The sequence below is a fragment of the Alteromonas sp. PRIM-21 genome, from assembly GCF_027563165.1.
Classification (GTDB): Bacteria; Pseudomonadota; Gammaproteobacteria; order Enterobacterales; family Alteromonadaceae; genus Alteromonas; species Alteromonas macleodii_A.
Map to the genome: position 1 here is coordinate 1 of NZ_JADOEK010000022.1, position 15,908 is coordinate 15,908.

A 15,908-nucleotide genomic window follows, 5' to 3' on the forward strand; every position below is an offset into this window, starting at 1 on the left:
ATTGCTCAATACGGATGGTATAACAGATAATGACTATTTGTACTCGGGCGAACAGTTTGATGCACAGCTGGATAATTACTACCTAAGAGCGAGATATTACGACCAGAATGTGGGTCGGTTTACGCAGTTTGACTCGTTTGAAGGACTAGATCTATATCCTGCTTCGTTACACAAGTATGTGTATGTAGCAAATGATCCCCTTACTTATACAGATCCTTCTGGATATACTTTCCTAACCAATCAGTTAATTGCTTCTACTATAAGAGGGCAACTTGCTAGAACCAGTGCTTCACGTGTAGGTATCTCTATCGCTAGAAGTAAATCAACTAAACAACTGGTTTGGGATGGAGGCTGTTTCGTTATTGAAGATATTGTAATCCGTGAGGCTACTAGAATTGCAACTGAAGGCGTGTACCTTTTCTCCGATCTTAATAACAACGGGCAGCCTTATACCGGTCAAGCCAAAAATGTAAAAAATCGAACGAATCAGCACGCAAAAGCTGGCAGAGTTAAAGCTGATGCCTTCTTACGTAGCTTCCCTGTAACAGTTCGCGACAAAGGTAAGATTAAGGATGCGTTGGATATCTTGGAACAGTGGGTGTTAGAGGTACTACTTGAAGAAGCTGGATACGACAAAAGTGGAAAAATCAAAAATGCTCCTGTAGGTAACCAAAAGAATGTTATTGGTAAAAATAGACCCAAATTACAAAAAGCATTAAGCAAGGCAAAGTTATGCGGTTAGATAGTGGAGCAAGATTTGAATATAGAAAATCAACAAGTGGCCACCCTGATTACATAGTGAATCAAGATAAATACGCTAGAATTTTAAAATTACTTGTGAAGTGGGATGACCGTATATTCGAAGAGATTGAAGCGGGAAAATTCGCTAAGTTGGAAATAGATTATGGCGAGTGGGGTAATCTGGACTTTCTCTGTGATCCAAGGTTTAAAAACATCCAGCACCTTGGTATTTCGAGAAGTGCAGAGATTACCTCTTTGGACAACATAAATTGCTTAATAAATCTGAATAAATTGGGCGTTGGGCTATGGGATAGAAAAAAAAGTATAGTTTTATCTCTGCCTGAGCTTAAAAAGCTGGATTCGCTTAGTGTTTGTGATGTTAATTTGGATTTCAATAACATCGCGTCTGCAAATTCAATTGTTGATTTAGATTTAGCAAATGTTGGTTTAAAAGATTTGGGCGTTCTATCCAAATTTGCCGGCCTAAATGCTTTTGGAATCGGCAATGAATCAAAAATTAGAGATTTAAGTGGTCTTTCAGTGCTCAAAAAATTGAAATACTTAAATGTAGGTTTCTTGCCATGTGAATCATTGGTTTGTATTGATGAACTCCCTGAGCTAGAAGAGCTATGGATTATAGAAATGCGCAAACTGGCGAGTGTCAAAGTTGAGTCAGTGCATTCTAAATTAAATAAGCTTTTCATAAATGCTTGCGGCAAGTTAAATGAATACAGTTTCATCTCCAAATTCAAAGGCATCCAAAAGCTGGGAATTTCTTGCAAAGAGATTAATTCATTATCTTTTCTTGAGGATTTGCCAAATCTTTGTTCTTTTCATTTTGGCAATAGCAAGGTGGTAGATGGAGACCTTTCATTTTTAGATATACATAAAGACACTGCTGATATTGGTTTTGGGAATAAGCGGCATTACAATCGAAAAAGTAACGAATATCGGAATTCCTAATTTCACTTTAGTTATATCTCAAAGCTGAATTAACGATCACCTTGAATCGACCATACTTTACTAGACAGTTGTTTAAATTAAGATATCCAATTTTCTACAAGTAGCCCTTTAACCCGATGAAACTCTCGTTCGTTGTTAGTAACAACAGTCAACCCTAAGCTACGCGCATGGCCCGCGATATGTAGGTCATTTACACCAATCATTTGGCCGGACTTTTCCAAATTTGCTCTAATTGAACCATAATGTTGCGCCGCATTATTGCCATACTCAAGAACTTCAAGCCTGGAGCAGAAATCTTCTACCTGCCTGGTATTATGTTCAACTTTTTGGCTTTTCTCACATCCATGTAAAAGTTCAGCTAATGTAATTGATGAAATAGCCATTCTGCCCGCTGAATCATTGAATTTTGATAAAACTTCCAAAGGACGATTCTTGATCACATAAATACAAATATTAGTGTCTAGTAGGTACTTAATCATCAAAACTTTCTCGAGCAGTTTGTTCTTGGCTCGCCCTTTCATTCATAAAGTCACCTGTTACTGAATTGCTTGATTCAAAAAAGCTATCCCAAGTATTTTCTATAGGGCTTAATACTCTTTCCTTACCTACAACCCGAACATTAACTGCTTTAACAGATTCTTCAAATCGTGCTTCTGCGGGCATCCTAACTGCTTGAGAGCGGTTATTCATAAAAATTTTAGCTGTCGTCATTTTTACATCCCTTAGTTGGTATATAGCATTACTATATACATAAAGTTGGTATATGGCAAAGGCATATACCAAGCGATGTTATACATGCTTTGGCGTATTGAGAACATGCCTATAGCCAACTAGAAAAACCTTGTGTGTTTCATCGTGTTTATCGGAAGCTTAACGCATCACAAACTTTCCAGAGTTCTATGTTTTGCTTAGTTTTTATAAACGAAAAATTTACATTACTTTCTTTCAAGAAGAAGCAAGTTTCACGTTAAATGATCATGAAATGCCTAAAAACAAAAGGTACAGCGTAAGTAAAGCAAACTGCATAATTTGGAAGAGTAATCCTAACATGTTAAATAAATGGAAAATTTTTCATTTAAATGCAAAGAGAATAGCTTGAGAGTAATCAATGAGTGACTTGTGCTCGATAAAAATTGTCTTTAATCTGCCACGCCTGCTTCATCTTTGAAGTAGGTAACTAGTGCATTTTTTATAAGGCATACAAATCACTATGGCACCACGTTCTTTCGCTTTTTTAAGCGAATTGAATTCATTAATTAGACCTGCAGTAAACTACACCAACGGTGTAGGCGCTATGCTGTGGTTAGCCAATATGGTGCTGTTGTTGAATGTTGCGCTAGTTATTAGTGGCACCATGGCCGACGCTACAGAGTTTGTCAGTGCATTTAATGAAAGCTTGGTTTTCGAGCCTTTTTTCATTGCACTTGCTAATCACACGCTTTCACAATTTATCGTTCCCACTATCGCGTTGGTATTAGTCGGTTTATTGGTTAAAGCCACGGCTATAGCAAAGGCGCAAATAACAAAACAGCGCCGACCTATTCCTTACCTTTGCCCTACATTTCCTCAGCCTTTCGTTCAAACGGTTGGCAGCCGAGCGCCCCCGCTTTTCAGTTAAACCTCTCCGATATTTTAGCCACCATGAGTGCTGCGCTTTAAGCGTAATAACGCCACTTTTGGTGCGTTTTCCGATGCTGTAAACCCGTAGTTCCTTTAGGAATTGCACAGTCATCGCCGTTTAACTTGTGGGTTATAGGAACTTGTTTTGTCTATTCGTAACCTTTTTACTTTGATTGTTGCTGGTGCTGGGCTTACGTTAGCCGGTTGCAGCGGTGGCGTGCTTGACCCCAAAGGGCAAGTGGGCATGGATGAGAAGAACCTTATTATTCTTTGTACCATTCTGATGCTGATTGTTGTTGTTCCCGTAATTGTTCTAACGCTTTACTTCGCATGGAAGTATCGCGCTAGTCGCGACTTTGAAATTTACACCCCGAAGTGGGCACACTCTACAAAGATAGAAGCCGTTGTATGGTCAATTCCTATCTTAATTGTTATTTCGTTAAGCGTGATCACATGGCGTTCTACTCACGCACTCGACCCTTATTCACCACTAGAAGGCAAAGGAGAACACCTTACTGTTGAAGTGGTATCGCTCAATTGGAAGTGGCTGTTTATTTACCCTGAGCAAGGTATCGCTACCGTCAATGAATTAGTGTTTCCGGCTAATAAACCTGTGGCGTTTAAAATCACTTCTGAAAGCACTATGAATTCGTTTTTCATTCCTCAGTTGGGAAGTCAGATTTATTCCATGGCGGGAATGGAAACTAAGCTTCACCTTATCGCCGATGAGCCAGGTACGTATAAAGGTATTTCGTCAAACTACAGTGGCGCGGGCTTTACGGGAATGAAATTCAACGCTATCGCCACACCTACCGAGGGCGACTTTAACGATTGGGTTGCAAGCGTAAAACAAGCCCAAACACCGTTAACTCCCGCTTCTTATGAGCAGCTTGCCAAGCCAAGTGAAAATAACCCTGTGACTTACTACAGCGAAGTGAGTGAAGGCCTTTTTCACGACATCGTGATGAAGTACATGAAAGATCACGGCTCTATGGACTTTTATAGCAAGCCAGAAAATGCCGGAACCGGCGAACACCACACAATGCCTCAAATGCAACACCGTCATCATCAAGAGGATGCACAATAATTATGTCTTTTTTAGGTAAATTATCTATAGAGGCCGTGCCCTATCACGAGCCCATTATCATGGTGACACTTGCCGTAGTGGCACTGCTTGGTGTGGTTATAGCCATGCTCATCACCAAACACAAACAGTGGGGTACCCTGTGGTTTGACTGGATCACGTCTGTCGACCACAAACGCCTTGGTATTATGTACATTGTGCTGGCTATGATCATGCTGCTTCGCGGCTTTGCCGATGCCATTATGATGCGTACTCAGCTTGCAATGGCAACCAATGGTGCGCCCGGGTACCTCCCGCCAGAGCACTACGACCAAATCTTCACAGCCCATGGCGTTATCATGATCATCTTCATGGCAATGCCGTTTATGATTGGCTTAATGAACATCATTCTGCCGCTGCAAATTGGTGCCCGTGATGTGGCGTTTCCTTTTTTAAATAATTTGAGTTTTTGGCTAACCGCAGGTGGCGCAATTCTAGTGAATGTGTCTTTAGGGTTAGGTGAATTCGCAAAAACAGGGTGGGTTGCTTATCCGCCGCTAGCCGGGTTGGAGTTTAGTCCCGGGGTTGGCGTGGACTATTATATATGGGCCTTGCAGATATCCGGGCTCGGTACCCTGTTAACCGCGGTAAACTTCTTAGTTACCGTGTTTAAAATGCGTGCCCCTGGCATGAAACTCATGCAAATGCCTATTTTCACCTGGACTTGCACATGGGCGAATATTCTTATCGCCGCATCGTTCCCTATTCTTACCGCTGTGTTAGCCATGCTAACGCTAGACCGCTATATGGATTTTCACTTCTTCACTAACGAAGCAGGTGGTAACTCCATGATGTATATCAACCTGTTTTGGGCGTGGGGACACCCTGAAGTTTATATTCTTGTACTGCCTGCATTTGGTATTTTTTCAGAAGTTATTTCAACGTTTACCGCTAAGCGTTTGTTTGGCTACAAGTCGATGGTTTATGCATCGGGCGCCATTGCCATTCTAGGCTTTATTGTGTGGCTGCATCACTTCTTCACCATGGGGTCGAGCGCCAATGTGAATGCCTTCTTCGGCATTATGACCATGGTTATAGCTATACCCACGGGGGTAAAACTATTTAACTGGCTCTTCACTATGTATCGAGGTCGTCTTGTACTGAGTGTGCCTGTGCTATGGACGTTAGGTTTTATGGTGACTTTCACCATTGGCGGTATGACTGGCGTGCTGTTAGCCATTCCTGGCGCAGACTACGTACTCCACAATAGCTTGTTCCTTATTGCTCACTTTCATAACACCATTATTGGTGGTGCAGTGTTTGGCTACTTGGCGGGCTTTGCTTTTTGGTTCCCGAAAGCCATGGGCTTTAAGCTTGACGAAAAAACCGGAAAAGCAGCGTTTTGGTGCTGGCAAATTGGTTTCCTTTTGGCGTTCATGCCTCTATATGTGCTTGGCTTCTTGGGTATGACACGCCGTTTAAATCACACAAACAATCCTGACTGGAATATCTGGTTATACATTGCCGCATTTGGTGCGTTTGTTATTGCGATTGGCATTTTCTTCCAGCTTCTACAATTGTTCGTCAGCTTTAAAAACAGAGAAAAGCTCAACGACACAACGGGCGACCCGTGGAATGGCCACACGCTAGAGTGGTCAACCGCGTCACCACCTCAGTTCTATAACTTTGCCAACATACCGCACGTTAAAGACATCGATGCATGGACGGATATGAAAGAACGGGGCGAGTCGTATCAACGCCCAGAGAAATACGCACCTATACATATGCCAAAAAACACCTCAGCCGGTGTGTTTATGAGTATGAGCTTTACCGTTATGGGCTTCGCCCTTATTTGGCATATCTGGTGGCTAGCCGTTGCTGGTTTAGTAGCAGGAATAGGGGTGTTTATCAAACGTTGCTATACCGCAGATGTTGATTACTACGTGCAGGTAGATGAGGTTGAACGAGTTGAAGCCACGCACTTAAGTGCAAATACAGTAGGAGGTCGCTAATGAGTACTATTGCAACTTCAAGTGCAGCGTCAATGCCTCAAGCACACGCACATGAAGAACATCATGAGAACAACACAGTGTTTGGTTTTTGGTTGTATTTAATGACCGACTGTTTGCTGTTTGCATCTTTTTTTGCAACCTACGCCGTGCTCTTCATGAACACGGCAGGGGGCGTGTCTGGCAAAGATATTTTTGAACTCAACTTTGTAGCTGTGGAAACAGCTGCATTGCTCTTAAGCAGTATAACCTTTGGCTTTGCCATGATTTGTGCTCACCGGCAAAACAAATCAGGTGCTCTTGCTTGGCTGGCGGTGACATGGGCGCTGGGAGCGTGTTTTATCGGTATGGAAGTATATGAATTCCACCACCTTATCGAGCATGGCAACGGGCCGCAGCAAAGTGCGTTTCTAACGGCGTTTTTCTCGCTAGTAGGGCTGCATGGACTGCACGTTACAGCAGGCCTTATTTGGATGTCCATTATGTTTATTGAAGTAATCCGCCGAGGTCTTGGTGAGCAAACTGTTACCCGATTAAGCTGCTTAAGCCTGTTTTGGCACTTCCTCGATATCGTATGGATATGTGTATTTACCGTAGTGTATTTAATGGGGGCAATGTAATGGCGCTACATGATGCAAAATTAGCTTCGAATTCGAATAGCCACGCTTCATCTGAACATAGTAGTGATGCTAGCCATGGCGATGTGAAGTCATACGTTATTGGCTTTATTTTATCTGTGGTTCTTACCGCCATTCCGTTCACCTTGGTGATAAATGGTGATTTTTCTAAAGTTACCACCATTTGGAGCGTGGTTACCTTGGGCTTAGTTCAAATTTGGGTGCACCTTAAATACTTCCTGCATCTTAACTTTGTAACCGAGGAAGGCAGAGCCAATACGTTCTCGTTTCTATTCAGTGCGCTCATTATTTTCATGGTGGTGGGGTTATCCGTTTGGATCATCTACGAATCGAACGCCATGATGATGTATTAGCAAGCCACAGGGTATACGTGGTCTAGTCTGACGATTTTGTCTGGCTTTTCATATGCTTACTAAATTTCGGTCAGTACGTTAAGCCCTCACATAGTGCCTTTTTAAAGGGCGCTCAGTGTTGGGCTTCTCAGTATTCATTGACGCGCGTCTTAATTGGCGCGTTCTAATTTTGGATTTTACCCATGACCTCTACCTTTAAACGTTATCTGTCAGTCACCAAGCCCGGCATCATTATGGGTAATGCCATTTCGGTAACGGGCGGTTTCTTGCTCGCGTCCCGTGGCGATATAGATTATTGGCTATTGCTCGCAGCGCTCATCGGTTTATCGCTGGTGGTGGCTTCAGGTTGTGTCATTAATAACTGCATTGACCGAGATATCGACGGCAAAATGCAGCGCACCGCAAAACGGGTTACGGTAACAGGCGAGTTGCCGTTACTTACTGCGATGTTGCACGGTGCTGTGCTAGGTGTTGCAGGGTTTGGCTTGTTAGCGCTTTACACCAACCTTACCGCCGTATTTTTTGCCGCCTTTGGCTACGTTATTTATGTGGGCGTTTACAGCCTTTATATGAAGCGAAACTCAGTATACGGCACATTCGTTGGCAGTTTGTCAGGTGCGGTGCCGCCAGTGGTCGGTTATTGCGCGGTAAGTGGTCAGTTTGATATGGCCGCAGCTATTTTGTTGGGTATGTTCAGTATTTGGCAAATGCCCCATTCATATGCCATCGCTATCTTCAGATATAACGACTATAAAGCGGCTGGCATTCCAGTATTGCCTGTTTCGAAAGGTATTGCGAAAGCGAAACGCCATATAGTCCTACATATTGCGGTATTTGCTTTAGTGGTAATGCTGCTCCCGCTTAGCGGTTATACGGGCATTGGTTTTTTAACCGTGGCCTTTGCAACCAGCCTATGGTGGCTTTTAATGGCGCTTCGCGGATATAGACCCGACATCAACGTAGAGGGGTGGGCAAAACGAGTATTTGGCTTTTCCATTGTAAATATAACACTGTTATCTATCGCGATGTCGGTGGATTATCACACCACCGTTGATAGTTTATTTGCGATAGCTTTGTAGAGCTAATAAGCGCTTTTGCCTCGATGGAATACCTAAGTCAAAAGCGCTGTGTACGTGGTAACTGTATAATGATTATACTTCCTGACTTTCGGCGAGCTTTTCTTCAATGTACTCGTCTACCAACTCTTCAAGAATAGCTAGTGGCACAGCACCATTTTTAAGCACCACGTCGTGGAAATCGCGTAAATCGAACTTATCGCCTAATGCTTGCTTTGCTTTCTCGCGAATTTCTAAAATTTTAATCATACCGACTTTGTAAGAGGTGGCCTGACCCGGCATAACTATATAGCGCTCAATTTCAGATGTAACATCACTAAGGGCCATACCCGTATTGCGCACCATATACTCAATAGCTTCTTCTCGAGTCCAGCGTTTATCGTGAATGCCTGTATCTACCACTAAGCGCACAGCTCTAAATAATTCAGCTTGCAGGCGACCTAAGTTATCTAGCGGTTTATCTTGAAAGCCCATTTCCCATGCTAAATATTCTGTATACAACGCCCAGCCTTCGGTGTAGGCAGTAAAAGGCGACATTTTACGAATAAACGGCATGCCTTCTAACTCCATTGCTACTGCAATTTGGAAATGGTGACCTGGAATACCCTCATGGTAGGCCAGCGTGCGCATGCTGTACTTAGGTGTTGCTTTAATATCGTACAGGTTTGCGAAGAAGCGGCCTGGGCGAGAGCCGTCAATTGCAGGCTGTTGATAATAAGCACCTGGTGCAGTTTTCTCTTTAAACTCAGGAATGCGGACGACTTCCATACCTGCTTCAGGGCGAATTCTAAATGCTTCGCTAATACCTGCGTCAATTTCATCGAGTATGGTTTGGTAATCTTTAAGAATTTGTTCGCGACCCTCATCACTGTCTTCGTAGTAATGAGAGGGGTCTGCGGCTAACGCGTCCATAGCGTTAGAAAAACCCTGACTTACGTCATAGCCTTCACCAGCAAGAATAGTCAACATTTCGCCCTGAATTCTCGCTACCTCTTTTAAGCCTAGGTTGTGAATTTCATCGGCAGTCATGTCCGTAGTGGTAAAAAAGCGTAGCGCGTTGGCGTACACTTTGTCACCTTCTGGCAGATGCCAAAAGCCGTGATCGTTACCTGCTTTGGCTTGAATAGTAGTGAAATAGTCAATTAATAGCTGGTAGGCGCGATCTACATCATCATCTATCACTTTTTGAGCGTCTACTAAAAATGCGTCTTGCTGCTCTGCCGAGATTTCTTCCGCCTTCGACATTTTTTCTTTCAACGAGCTGTAAAGGATGTTCTCTTCTAATGGTGAAGACACAAAACCGTTCATCTCATCAAGTACACGCTCGATAACGAAGCGAGGCGGGATAATGCCTTTTTCTTCTCGCAATTTTAGCCCTTCGAGCACTTGTGCAAACTTCTCATCTACAGCACGTAGTCGGCTTAAGTAGTTTTCAACGTCGGTAGCATCATTAATTTGATGCTGTGCTTCCATAAAACTGGGAAAACTGTTTTGTACACCAAAAAGCTGGTTCACTGGATAGCTGTGGTACTGGTATGGCTCGTTACTTATAAGGTAATCAAGTAAATAAAGCGTGATTTCTTTGGAAAGCTGCTCGTCTTTGGTTAAGTCTTGATCGTCGTACGCTAAAACTTTTTCGCGGATATCATGGGCCTTTGCAAATAAGGCATCATTTTTCTCTTGGCTAACGTCGTCTAACTTAGCGTTATGGCCTTTAATGCCAACCGATTCCAAAAAACCGAGCGAGGTTAACGTTTCAGGACTATCAAAGGCTACTTTTACTAGCTCTCGATTAAGCAGGTTATTAAAGCTAAAAGGCTTATCTGCATACCACTCATGCGCAGCAAACGTACCGCCCGCTAATACAATAACCAGTAAGCCAGCACCAATCCATTTGAGAAATCGTTTCATCGTTATTATTGTCCGAATTTTGTCCAATGCTTACGTTAACGGAAACAGTGCAAGAAAGTAAACTTGATTTGTAAATGGTTATTTCAAACGCAAGGGAGCTTTTCGCTTACGGATAGGGATACTCTCGTTTATAATTTCCACCTATTCATCACATGTAAATAGGCAGCACCATGGCAACGGCATCCGCACTTCACATTTTGGTAAAAACAGAGAAAGAAGCGCTTTCTATTTTAGAGCAGCTTAAAAAGGGTAAGGATTTTGCGACGTTAGCAAAGCGTCATTCCAAATGTCCTTCGGGCAAGCGTGGCGGCGACTTAGGCGAATTCCGTCGTGGCCAAATGGTAAAAGCCTTCGACGATGTGGTGTTTAAGAAAGAGGTGCTTAAAGTGCATGGGCCAGTGAAAACACGCTTTGGTTTTCATTTAATAAAAACACTTTACCGCAGTAACTAGGCAAAAAAAGAAAGGCTTCAAGCGCCTTCCTGTCATCAAATATTAAACCGACGATGCGCTAGTTACCCGGCTCCCACTTTTCACCGCATACTGTGTTTCGGGTGAAGATAGCGTAAGGGCTGTTGGCCTCGTGAAGTGAACTGCGAATTGCTGAACCGTGATCTACTTTAATAAAAGGTGTATCAGGCGCTTTGCCTTGCCCATCCAACATAAAATAATCGCTGGTATAGCTTGTTAGCATCATACGGTTTTCATAACCCATATCGGTTAAGCGAACTCGGGTAATCGCTTTGAACTTAGCGTTAGGGTTTGAAAGCCCTACAATCTTCTTAAAAAAGTAGCCTTTATCAGATTGCAGCTGCGAAAAACCGTTTAAGGTGTTAATCAGGGTTTTCAAATCTATGGCTTCGCGCTGCAACATAAAGTCGTGATGAATAGCATTCCCGTCTTTTCTAAGGCTGTCCTTTGACGGTGCTTTACCTGCAGTGTAAGCCTGCTCTGCTTCTAACGAAGAAAGGGTGTCTTGCCCCTCTTCTGCATAGTGAACTAGGGCGTTTGTATTCATATTTACGTAGTAGTCGCTGATCCCAGCGGGTACCACTTCAAATAACATAACATCTGGCGTTACGGCGCCGCGCTCTTCAGGCGTTTGAGGGCCTTTGGCTACGCACTTGTCAGAAATAAAATAGTAATATTGGCCCGCTTCAATAGCGAAAGCCGTATTAGACAGCATCGCGCAGGTGGCGAGAAGTAGTACCCTGGAAGTGAACTGTTTAAATGCCGTTACAGCACTGCCTATTTGCATATCGAAGGCGCCTTATTGTTTGATGCATTTACGTATAAGACCTCATTGTAAGTGCATAGAAAATAAAGGGCGAGAAAACTAGGGCAAAATTACTTAGTTGTTTTTTTGGTTGTCAGGGTTTTCCAATTTTTCTATTTCTTTCCAAAGGGTTTCAGACTCAGCTGTTAGCAGCGAATACGTTTTGATATCACCGTTTCGTTGTGCATGCATGGCTTTCTCCAATAAGGCATCGTATTGCTTGCGCATTTTTTTCGTGGGGTTGTTATTAAAAAGTCCGAACATGGAAGAATTTCTCTTTTTAGTAGTTAGCGCTATAACGCAATAAGAGAATGTTTCGATCACCAAACTTAGTTAACAAACTTTCATGGTAAGGAAGCAAGTTCTATTTTTCTTCAACAAACTCTTCACTTTCGTAACTGCCCCATCATTGTAAAAACTTCCTTGAAGTTAATCTCAACATTTACGTATGCACAAAAAATAACCGTATTTTTCTTTATTCACATTGTGAATGAGAAAATATTGAGACCATTTATTAACTGTATGCCATTTCTTTATTCGTATTAGTTATTAGTCGTAAGGAAAATGTAGTGGTTAAGAATAAGTGTTTCGCGTAGCTTTGCTCCTCTATTCGCCTATAAATAAAGCGGTCACAGGGATGAGTACTGCAGAAAAAAGTGCGAATAAAACAAAAATTGAATGTAATTTAGCCAAGGAATGCTAAGCATAAGCGAATTAAATGGCTGCGCTGCATAAGGTTGGTGTCATTCTCAAATTGCCAAAAAAGTGAGGAGGTGTATGTGTGAAGATCATAATTTTAAATGAGTCAAAAGCGCCGGATCCGCTCAATAATGTGGAGAAGCGCTGTGCAGCTACGCCAAGTAGCGCTCAACGTCTGGTGAAGAAAGGTGCAACTTTACTGCTCGAAACAGGGGCAGGAAAGGGGGCTGGTTATTCAGATAAAGAATATCAAGATGTGGGCGTCACAATCCTTGATGATGTGAATGATGCATTATCAACCGCAGATATGCTGGTAGCGGTGAATAAACCTAGCGATGCACAGCTAGCGTTGATGAAAAAAGGGGCCATTGTGGTAGGCCATCTTGACCCTTTCTTTCAGCAACCGCTTATTGAGTCTATTGCAGAAAAAGGGCTGACCGCTATTTCTGTAGAAATGATTCCACGCTCATCTCGCGCTCAGAAAATGGATGCATTGAGCTCGCAGGCGAGTCTTGCAGGTTATGTCATGGTAATGCAGGCAGCGAATCAGTTGCCATCAATACTCCCTATGATGATGACACCGTCAGGCACCATAAAGCCTGCGAAGGTATTTATTATTGGTGCAGGCGTAGCGGGCCTTCAAGCTATAGCAACGGCGAAACGTTTAGGTGCAAACGTGCTTGCTTACGACACCCGTGCGGTAGTGGCAGAGCAAGTAGAGTCACTAGGTGGCAAATTCCTTAAAATCGACATTGGTGAAACAGGCCAAACGAAAGACGGTTACGCAAAAGAGCTGACTGACGAACAAAAAACGAAGCAGCAAGAAGCACAGCGTGACGCGATTGCCGACTCTGACATTGTTATAACTACTGCTCAACTATTTGGTCGCAAACCACCTGTATTAATTTCAAAAGATACCTTAGCACTAATGAAGCCGGGCAGTGTGGTTGTAGATATGGCCGCAACATCGGGCGGCAACGTTGAAGGTTCGGTTGCTGGCGAAACAGTTGAAGTTAACGGTGTAAAGGTAATCGGTAACGGTAACTGGAGTCAGTTTGTGGCTAAAGCCGCCACCGATATGTACGCCAATAACATCTATAACCTTGTGGATGAGTTCTTTAATGATGAAACCAAAACTTTTGGGCTGAATCTGGAAGACGACATTCTAGCTGGCTGTGTAATTACCCACGACGGCAACATAACCAACGACATGCTTAACAACGCATACAAAGGAGCCTAATCATGGAAATCATTTATTTACTTTTCATTGTGCTACTGGCTGCTTTTTTGGGTTTTGAGTTAATTCGAAAAGTGCCTGCTACGTTACATACGCCTTTAATGTCAGGTTCTAACGCAATATCAGGTATTACGTTAGTAGGCGCATTAGTCGCATCGGGTAGCGACAATAATTTGCTAACCACCATTCTTGGTACGGCTGCGGTGGCGCTAGCCAGCATAAACGTAGTGGGCGGGTATCTTGTTACCGACCGCATGCTTGGCATGTTTAAGAAAAAAGATAAATAAGGAGTACGCAAGTGAGTGATATCGTAACTGTAATAAACCTTGCGTATGTAGTTGCTGCGGCGCTATTTATCTTGGGTCTTAAATTACTTAGCCATCCAGATACTGCTAAGAAAGGTAACTTCATTTCTGCCATAGGTATGCTGGTTGCTGTGGTTGTTACCTTGCTTGATCAGCAAATTATTAGCTACCACTATATCCTTTTAGGTTTTGTTATTGGCGGGGCTTTTGGAGCGTGGAAAGCCAAAACCGTTGAAATGACGGCAATGCCGGAAATGGTGTCTTTGTTTAACGGCTTTGGTGGTGCAGCGTCATTGCTTCTGGGCTGGGCGACACTGGCAGGAATGAGCCTAATCACCCTCAAAACTGAAAGCGCATTTACCTTTATTACCCTGTTTTTCACTATCTTAGTGGGGGGAATTACGTTCTCTGGCTCAGTGGTGGCGTGGGGTAAACTGTCGGGTAAAATGAGCTCTAAAGCGGTTATCTTCACGGGGCTTCGTGAACTAAGTATCTTGCACCTCATTGGCATGGTAGTGATTGGTTATTTCTTCACTACCGACCCAAGCAACCCTCTTTGGATTTACTGTGCAATCGCGTTGTCACTAAGCTTCGGCTTGTGGGCTACTATTTCAATTGGTGGTGCAGATATGCCAGTGGTTATAGCGTTATTAAACAGCTACTCGGGCGTTGCCGCGTCTGCTGCAGGTCTCGCTACTGGTAACACAATATTGATTGTTACTGGGCTGCTGGTTGGGGCTTCAGGCTTAATTCTTACCAATATTATGTGTAAGGCAATGAACCGTTCACTGATGAATGTGCTGTTGTCTGGCTTTGCGAAGCCGGTGGAAGCCGGTGAAAAAATAGAAGGCGAAATAAAAGTATTAGCCGCGCAAGATGCATTTTATGTATTAGAAGCCGCGCAAGCAGTACTGGTAGTGCCTGGTTATGGTATGGCGGTTGCGCAAGCACAGCATGCTGTGCGTGAGCTTCAGTCGCTATTAGAAGAAAATGGCTGTACGGTTGATTATGCTATTCACGCGGTAGCAGGACGTATGCCGGGTCACATGAACGTGTTATTGGCAGAAGCCGATGTGCCTTATGACCAATTGTACGAAATGGACGACGTAAACCCGCGTATGGAAAACTATGATGTGGTTATCGTTATCGGCGCGAACGATGTAGTTAACCCTGCGGCCAAAGAAATGAAGGGCAGCCCTATTTACGGTATGCCAGTTATCGAAGCCCATCGTGCTAAAACCGTCTTTGTACTTAAACGCTCTGCTAGTGCTGGCTTTGCCGGTGTAGACAACCCGCTGTTTTTTAAAGATAACACACGCATGGTGCTAGGTGATGCTAAGGACACCATCAACAGTATTATTCGCGAGTTCGGCGACGACTAATACGATGTCTATTCTCTTATAGGCAACCACTAAAAGGCCTGCGTATACGCAGGCCTTTTGTTTAAAAGTATAAAACCTGATTACAATGTACTACAACTTTAGTTGTGATTAACGGGATTCGGTTTTAGTATGTGAAGGCTATAGAAGTTGAATTCACTATTCATATAGTCATAGAGATGTACGAATAAATGTCTACGACCCCTTTTCATATTGAGCCGTTTAGAAATTGTATCTTGGTCACGCTTCGTGGCAAGTGGGATATGTCTACCAACATTCAGTATCTCGCTAAACTTTCTGACTGCTTGAAAACCCGTAAAGGTAGACCCTTCCACCTATTTGTAGACATGCGCGGTTGGCAAGTCCCCAATTCCGATACCTTCAATCAAATAAAAGCACCTATAAAGTTAGATCGGCGAAGCCAACTTAGCGAGACCTGGTTGGAAGATGACGAGACTGATGTAGAACATATCGCGCAGAAGTTTTTTAAATCGCCGCAAATTAATCTGGGATTTGAGCTTGAGCGTACTCAGAACATCTCGGAGTTTATAGCGCATTGTGAAGAAAAAGCAGACAAAATAGTTATAGACTATGTTCGAACATGGATAGGCACATAAAAGTTAGCGTTCGATAAACAAA

General features: G+C 43.2%; 18 protein-coding genes. 13 read left to right on the forward strand and 5 right to left on the reverse strand.

The genetic code is table 11. The annotated features are described in order from the left end of the window. The coding region (locus tag IW644_RS19315; RefSeq protein ID WP_269918971.1) for an RHS repeat-associated core domain-containing protein at window positions 1-742 on the forward strand (742 nt) is incomplete at its 5' end. Beyond that, complete coding sequence (locus IW644_RS19320) at window positions 733-1,704, forward strand: hypothetical protein (RefSeq protein ID WP_269918972.1); 972 nt, start codon at window positions 733-735, stop codon at window positions 1,702-1,704. The genes IW644_RS19315 and IW644_RS19320, both read left to right, overlap by 10 nt. 77 nt (window positions 1,705-1,781) lie before the next feature. On the opposite strand, the gene vapC is transcribed toward IW644_RS19320, so the two are convergent. After that, a complete protein-coding gene (vapC, locus tag IW644_RS19325) occupies window positions 1,782-2,225 on the reverse strand; it encodes a type II toxin-antitoxin system tRNA(fMet)-specific endonuclease VapC (protein ID WP_442864470.1) in 444 nt (147 codons plus the stop codon). Further along, the gene (gene vapB / locus IW644_RS19330; RefSeq protein WP_179984955.1) at window positions 2,176-2,415 is read right to left on the reverse strand and encodes a type II toxin-antitoxin system VapB family antitoxin; all 240 of its coding nucleotides are present in this window, start codon (window positions 2,413-2,415) and stop codon (window positions 2,176-2,178) included. Before vapB ends, vapC begins: the two co-directional genes overlap by 50 nt. 499 nt (window positions 2,416-2,914) lie before the next feature. Between vapB and IW644_RS19335 the strand changes: the two genes are divergently transcribed. The 6 genes from IW644_RS19335 (at window position 2,915) to cyoE (ending at window position 8,466) form a co-directional block, all read left to right on the forward strand. Beyond that, a complete protein-coding gene (locus IW644_RS19335) occupies window positions 2,915-3,322 on the forward strand; it encodes a hypothetical protein (RefSeq protein ID WP_269918973.1) in 408 nt (135 codons plus the stop codon). A gap of 147 nt (window positions 3,323-3,469) precedes the next feature. Then, window positions 3,470-4,411, forward strand: coding sequence for a ubiquinol oxidase subunit II (gene cyoA / locus IW644_RS19340; RefSeq protein WP_269918974.1), 942 nt, complete (start codon window positions 3,470-3,472; stop codon window positions 4,409-4,411). A gap of 2 nt (window positions 4,412-4,413) precedes the next feature. Continuing rightward, window positions 4,414-6,399 (forward strand): cytochrome o ubiquinol oxidase subunit I, encoded by a 1,986-nt coding sequence (cyoB, locus tag IW644_RS19345; RefSeq protein ID WP_269918975.1) that lies wholly within the window; start codon window positions 4,414-4,416, stop codon window positions 6,397-6,399. Next, complete coding sequence (gene cyoC / locus IW644_RS19350) at window positions 6,399-7,016, forward strand: cytochrome o ubiquinol oxidase subunit III (protein ID WP_269918976.1); 618 nt, start codon at window positions 6,399-6,401, stop codon at window positions 7,014-7,016. Before cyoB ends, cyoC begins: the two co-directional genes overlap by 1 nt. Beyond that, the gene (gene cyoD, locus IW644_RS19355) at window positions 7,016-7,387 is read left to right on the forward strand and encodes a cytochrome o ubiquinol oxidase subunit IV (protein WP_269918977.1); all 372 of its coding nucleotides are present in this window, start codon (window positions 7,016-7,018) and stop codon (window positions 7,385-7,387) included. Before cyoC ends, cyoD begins: the two co-directional genes overlap by 1 nt. Before the next feature lie 182 nt (window positions 7,388-7,569). Beyond that, on the forward strand, window positions 7,570-8,466 hold the full coding sequence (gene cyoE / locus IW644_RS19360; RefSeq protein WP_269918978.1) for a heme o synthase: 897 nt from the start codon (window positions 7,570-7,572) through the stop codon (window positions 8,464-8,466). 72 nt (window positions 8,467-8,538) lie between these two features. Here cyoE and IW644_RS19365 read toward each other — a convergent pair whose 3' ends face one another. Then, complete coding sequence (locus IW644_RS19365; protein WP_269918979.1) at window positions 8,539-10,374, reverse strand: DUF885 domain-containing protein; 1,836 nt, start codon at window positions 10,372-10,374, stop codon at window positions 8,539-8,541. A gap of 170 nt (window positions 10,375-10,544) precedes the next feature. On the opposite strand from IW644_RS19365, the gene ppiC reads away from it, so the two are divergent. Beyond that, window positions 10,545-10,826, forward strand: a complete 282-nt coding sequence (gene ppiC, locus IW644_RS19370) for a peptidylprolyl isomerase PpiC (RefSeq protein ID WP_071953019.1) — start codon at window positions 10,545-10,547, stop codon at window positions 10,824-10,826. Between the two features lie 58 nt (window positions 10,827-10,884). Here the strand turns inward: ppiC and IW644_RS19375 are convergent, their stop codons facing one another. Then, on the reverse strand, window positions 10,885-11,631 hold the full coding sequence (locus tag IW644_RS19375; protein ID WP_269918980.1) for a hypothetical protein: 747 nt from the start codon (window positions 11,629-11,631) through the stop codon (window positions 10,885-10,887). 93 nt (window positions 11,632-11,724) lie between these two features. Further along, the gene (locus IW644_RS19380; protein ID WP_269918981.1) at window positions 11,725-11,913 is read right to left on the reverse strand and encodes a DUF6435 family protein; all 189 of its coding nucleotides are present in this window, start codon (window positions 11,911-11,913) and stop codon (window positions 11,725-11,727) included. 517 nt (window positions 11,914-12,430) lie between these two features. On the opposite strand from IW644_RS19380, the gene IW644_RS19385 reads away from it, so the two are divergent. The 4 genes from IW644_RS19385 (at window position 12,431) to IW644_RS19400 (ending at window position 15,886) form a co-directional block, all read left to right on the forward strand. Next, on the forward strand, window positions 12,431-13,588 hold the full coding sequence (locus IW644_RS19385; protein ID WP_269918982.1) for an NAD(P) transhydrogenase subunit alpha: 1,158 nt from the start codon (window positions 12,431-12,433) through the stop codon (window positions 13,586-13,588). A gap of 2 nt (window positions 13,589-13,590) precedes the next feature. Further along, window positions 13,591-13,872, forward strand: coding sequence for an NAD(P) transhydrogenase subunit alpha (locus IW644_RS19390; protein WP_014951245.1), 282 nt, complete (start codon window positions 13,591-13,593; stop codon window positions 13,870-13,872). A gap of 11 nt (window positions 13,873-13,883) precedes the next feature. Beyond that, entirely contained in the window at window positions 13,884-15,272 is a 1,389-nt protein-coding gene (locus IW644_RS19395; RefSeq protein ID WP_269918983.1) for an NAD(P)(+) transhydrogenase (Re/Si-specific) subunit beta, read from the forward strand. 188 nt (window positions 15,273-15,460) lie between these two features. Beyond that, window positions 15,461-15,886 carry an arginine decarboxylase gene (locus IW644_RS19400; protein WP_179984948.1) on the forward strand — a complete coding sequence of 142 codons (426 nt, stop codon included), beginning with the start codon at window positions 15,461-15,463 and terminating at the stop codon, window positions 15,884-15,886. Window positions 15,887-15,908 lie beyond the last annotated feature (22 nt).

Coding starts and splice junctions, on each gene's coding strand:
- IW644_RS19390 (WP_014951245.1), top strand. CDS start 13,591: ATGGAAATCATTTATTTACTTTTCATTGTGCTACTGGCTGCTTTTTTG.
- cyoB (WP_269918975.1), top strand. CDS start 4,414: ATGTCTTTTTTAGGTAAATTATCTATAGAGGCCGTGCCCTATCACGAG.
- IW644_RS19380 (WP_269918981.1), bottom strand. CDS start 11,913: ATGTTCGGACTTTTTAATAACAACCCCACGAAAAAAATGCGCAAGCAA.
- cyoD (WP_269918977.1), top strand. CDS start 7,016: ATGGCGCTACATGATGCAAAATTAGCTTCGAATTCGAATAGCCACGCT.
- ppiC (WP_071953019.1), top strand. CDS start 10,545: ATGGCAACGGCATCCGCACTTCACATTTTGGTAAAAACAGAGAAAGAA.
- IW644_RS19320 (WP_269918972.1), top strand. CDS start 733: ATGCGGTTAGATAGTGGAGCAAGATTTGAATATAGAAAATCAACAAGT.
- IW644_RS19375 (WP_269918980.1), bottom strand. CDS start 11,631: ATGCAAATAGGCAGTGCTGTAACGGCATTTAAACAGTTCACTTCCAGG.
- IW644_RS19335 (WP_269918973.1), top strand. CDS start 2,915: ATGGCACCACGTTCTTTCGCTTTTTTAAGCGAATTGAATTCATTAATT.
- IW644_RS19400 (WP_179984948.1), top strand. CDS start 15,461: ATGTCTACGACCCCTTTTCATATTGAGCCGTTTAGAAATTGTATCTTG.
- vapB (WP_179984955.1), bottom strand. CDS start 2,415: ATGACGACAGCTAAAATTTTTATGAATAACCGCTCTCAAGCAGTTAGG.
- IW644_RS19365 (WP_269918979.1), bottom strand. CDS start 10,374: ATGAAACGATTTCTCAAATGGATTGGTGCTGGCTTACTGGTTATTGTA.
- vapC (WP_442864470.1), bottom strand. CDS start 2,225: ATGAAAGGGCGAGCCAAGAACAAACTGCTCGAGAAAGTTTTGATGATT.
- cyoE (WP_269918978.1), top strand. CDS start 7,570: ATGACCTCTACCTTTAAACGTTATCTGTCAGTCACCAAGCCCGGCATC.
- cyoC (WP_269918976.1), top strand. CDS start 6,399: ATGAGTACTATTGCAACTTCAAGTGCAGCGTCAATGCCTCAAGCACAC.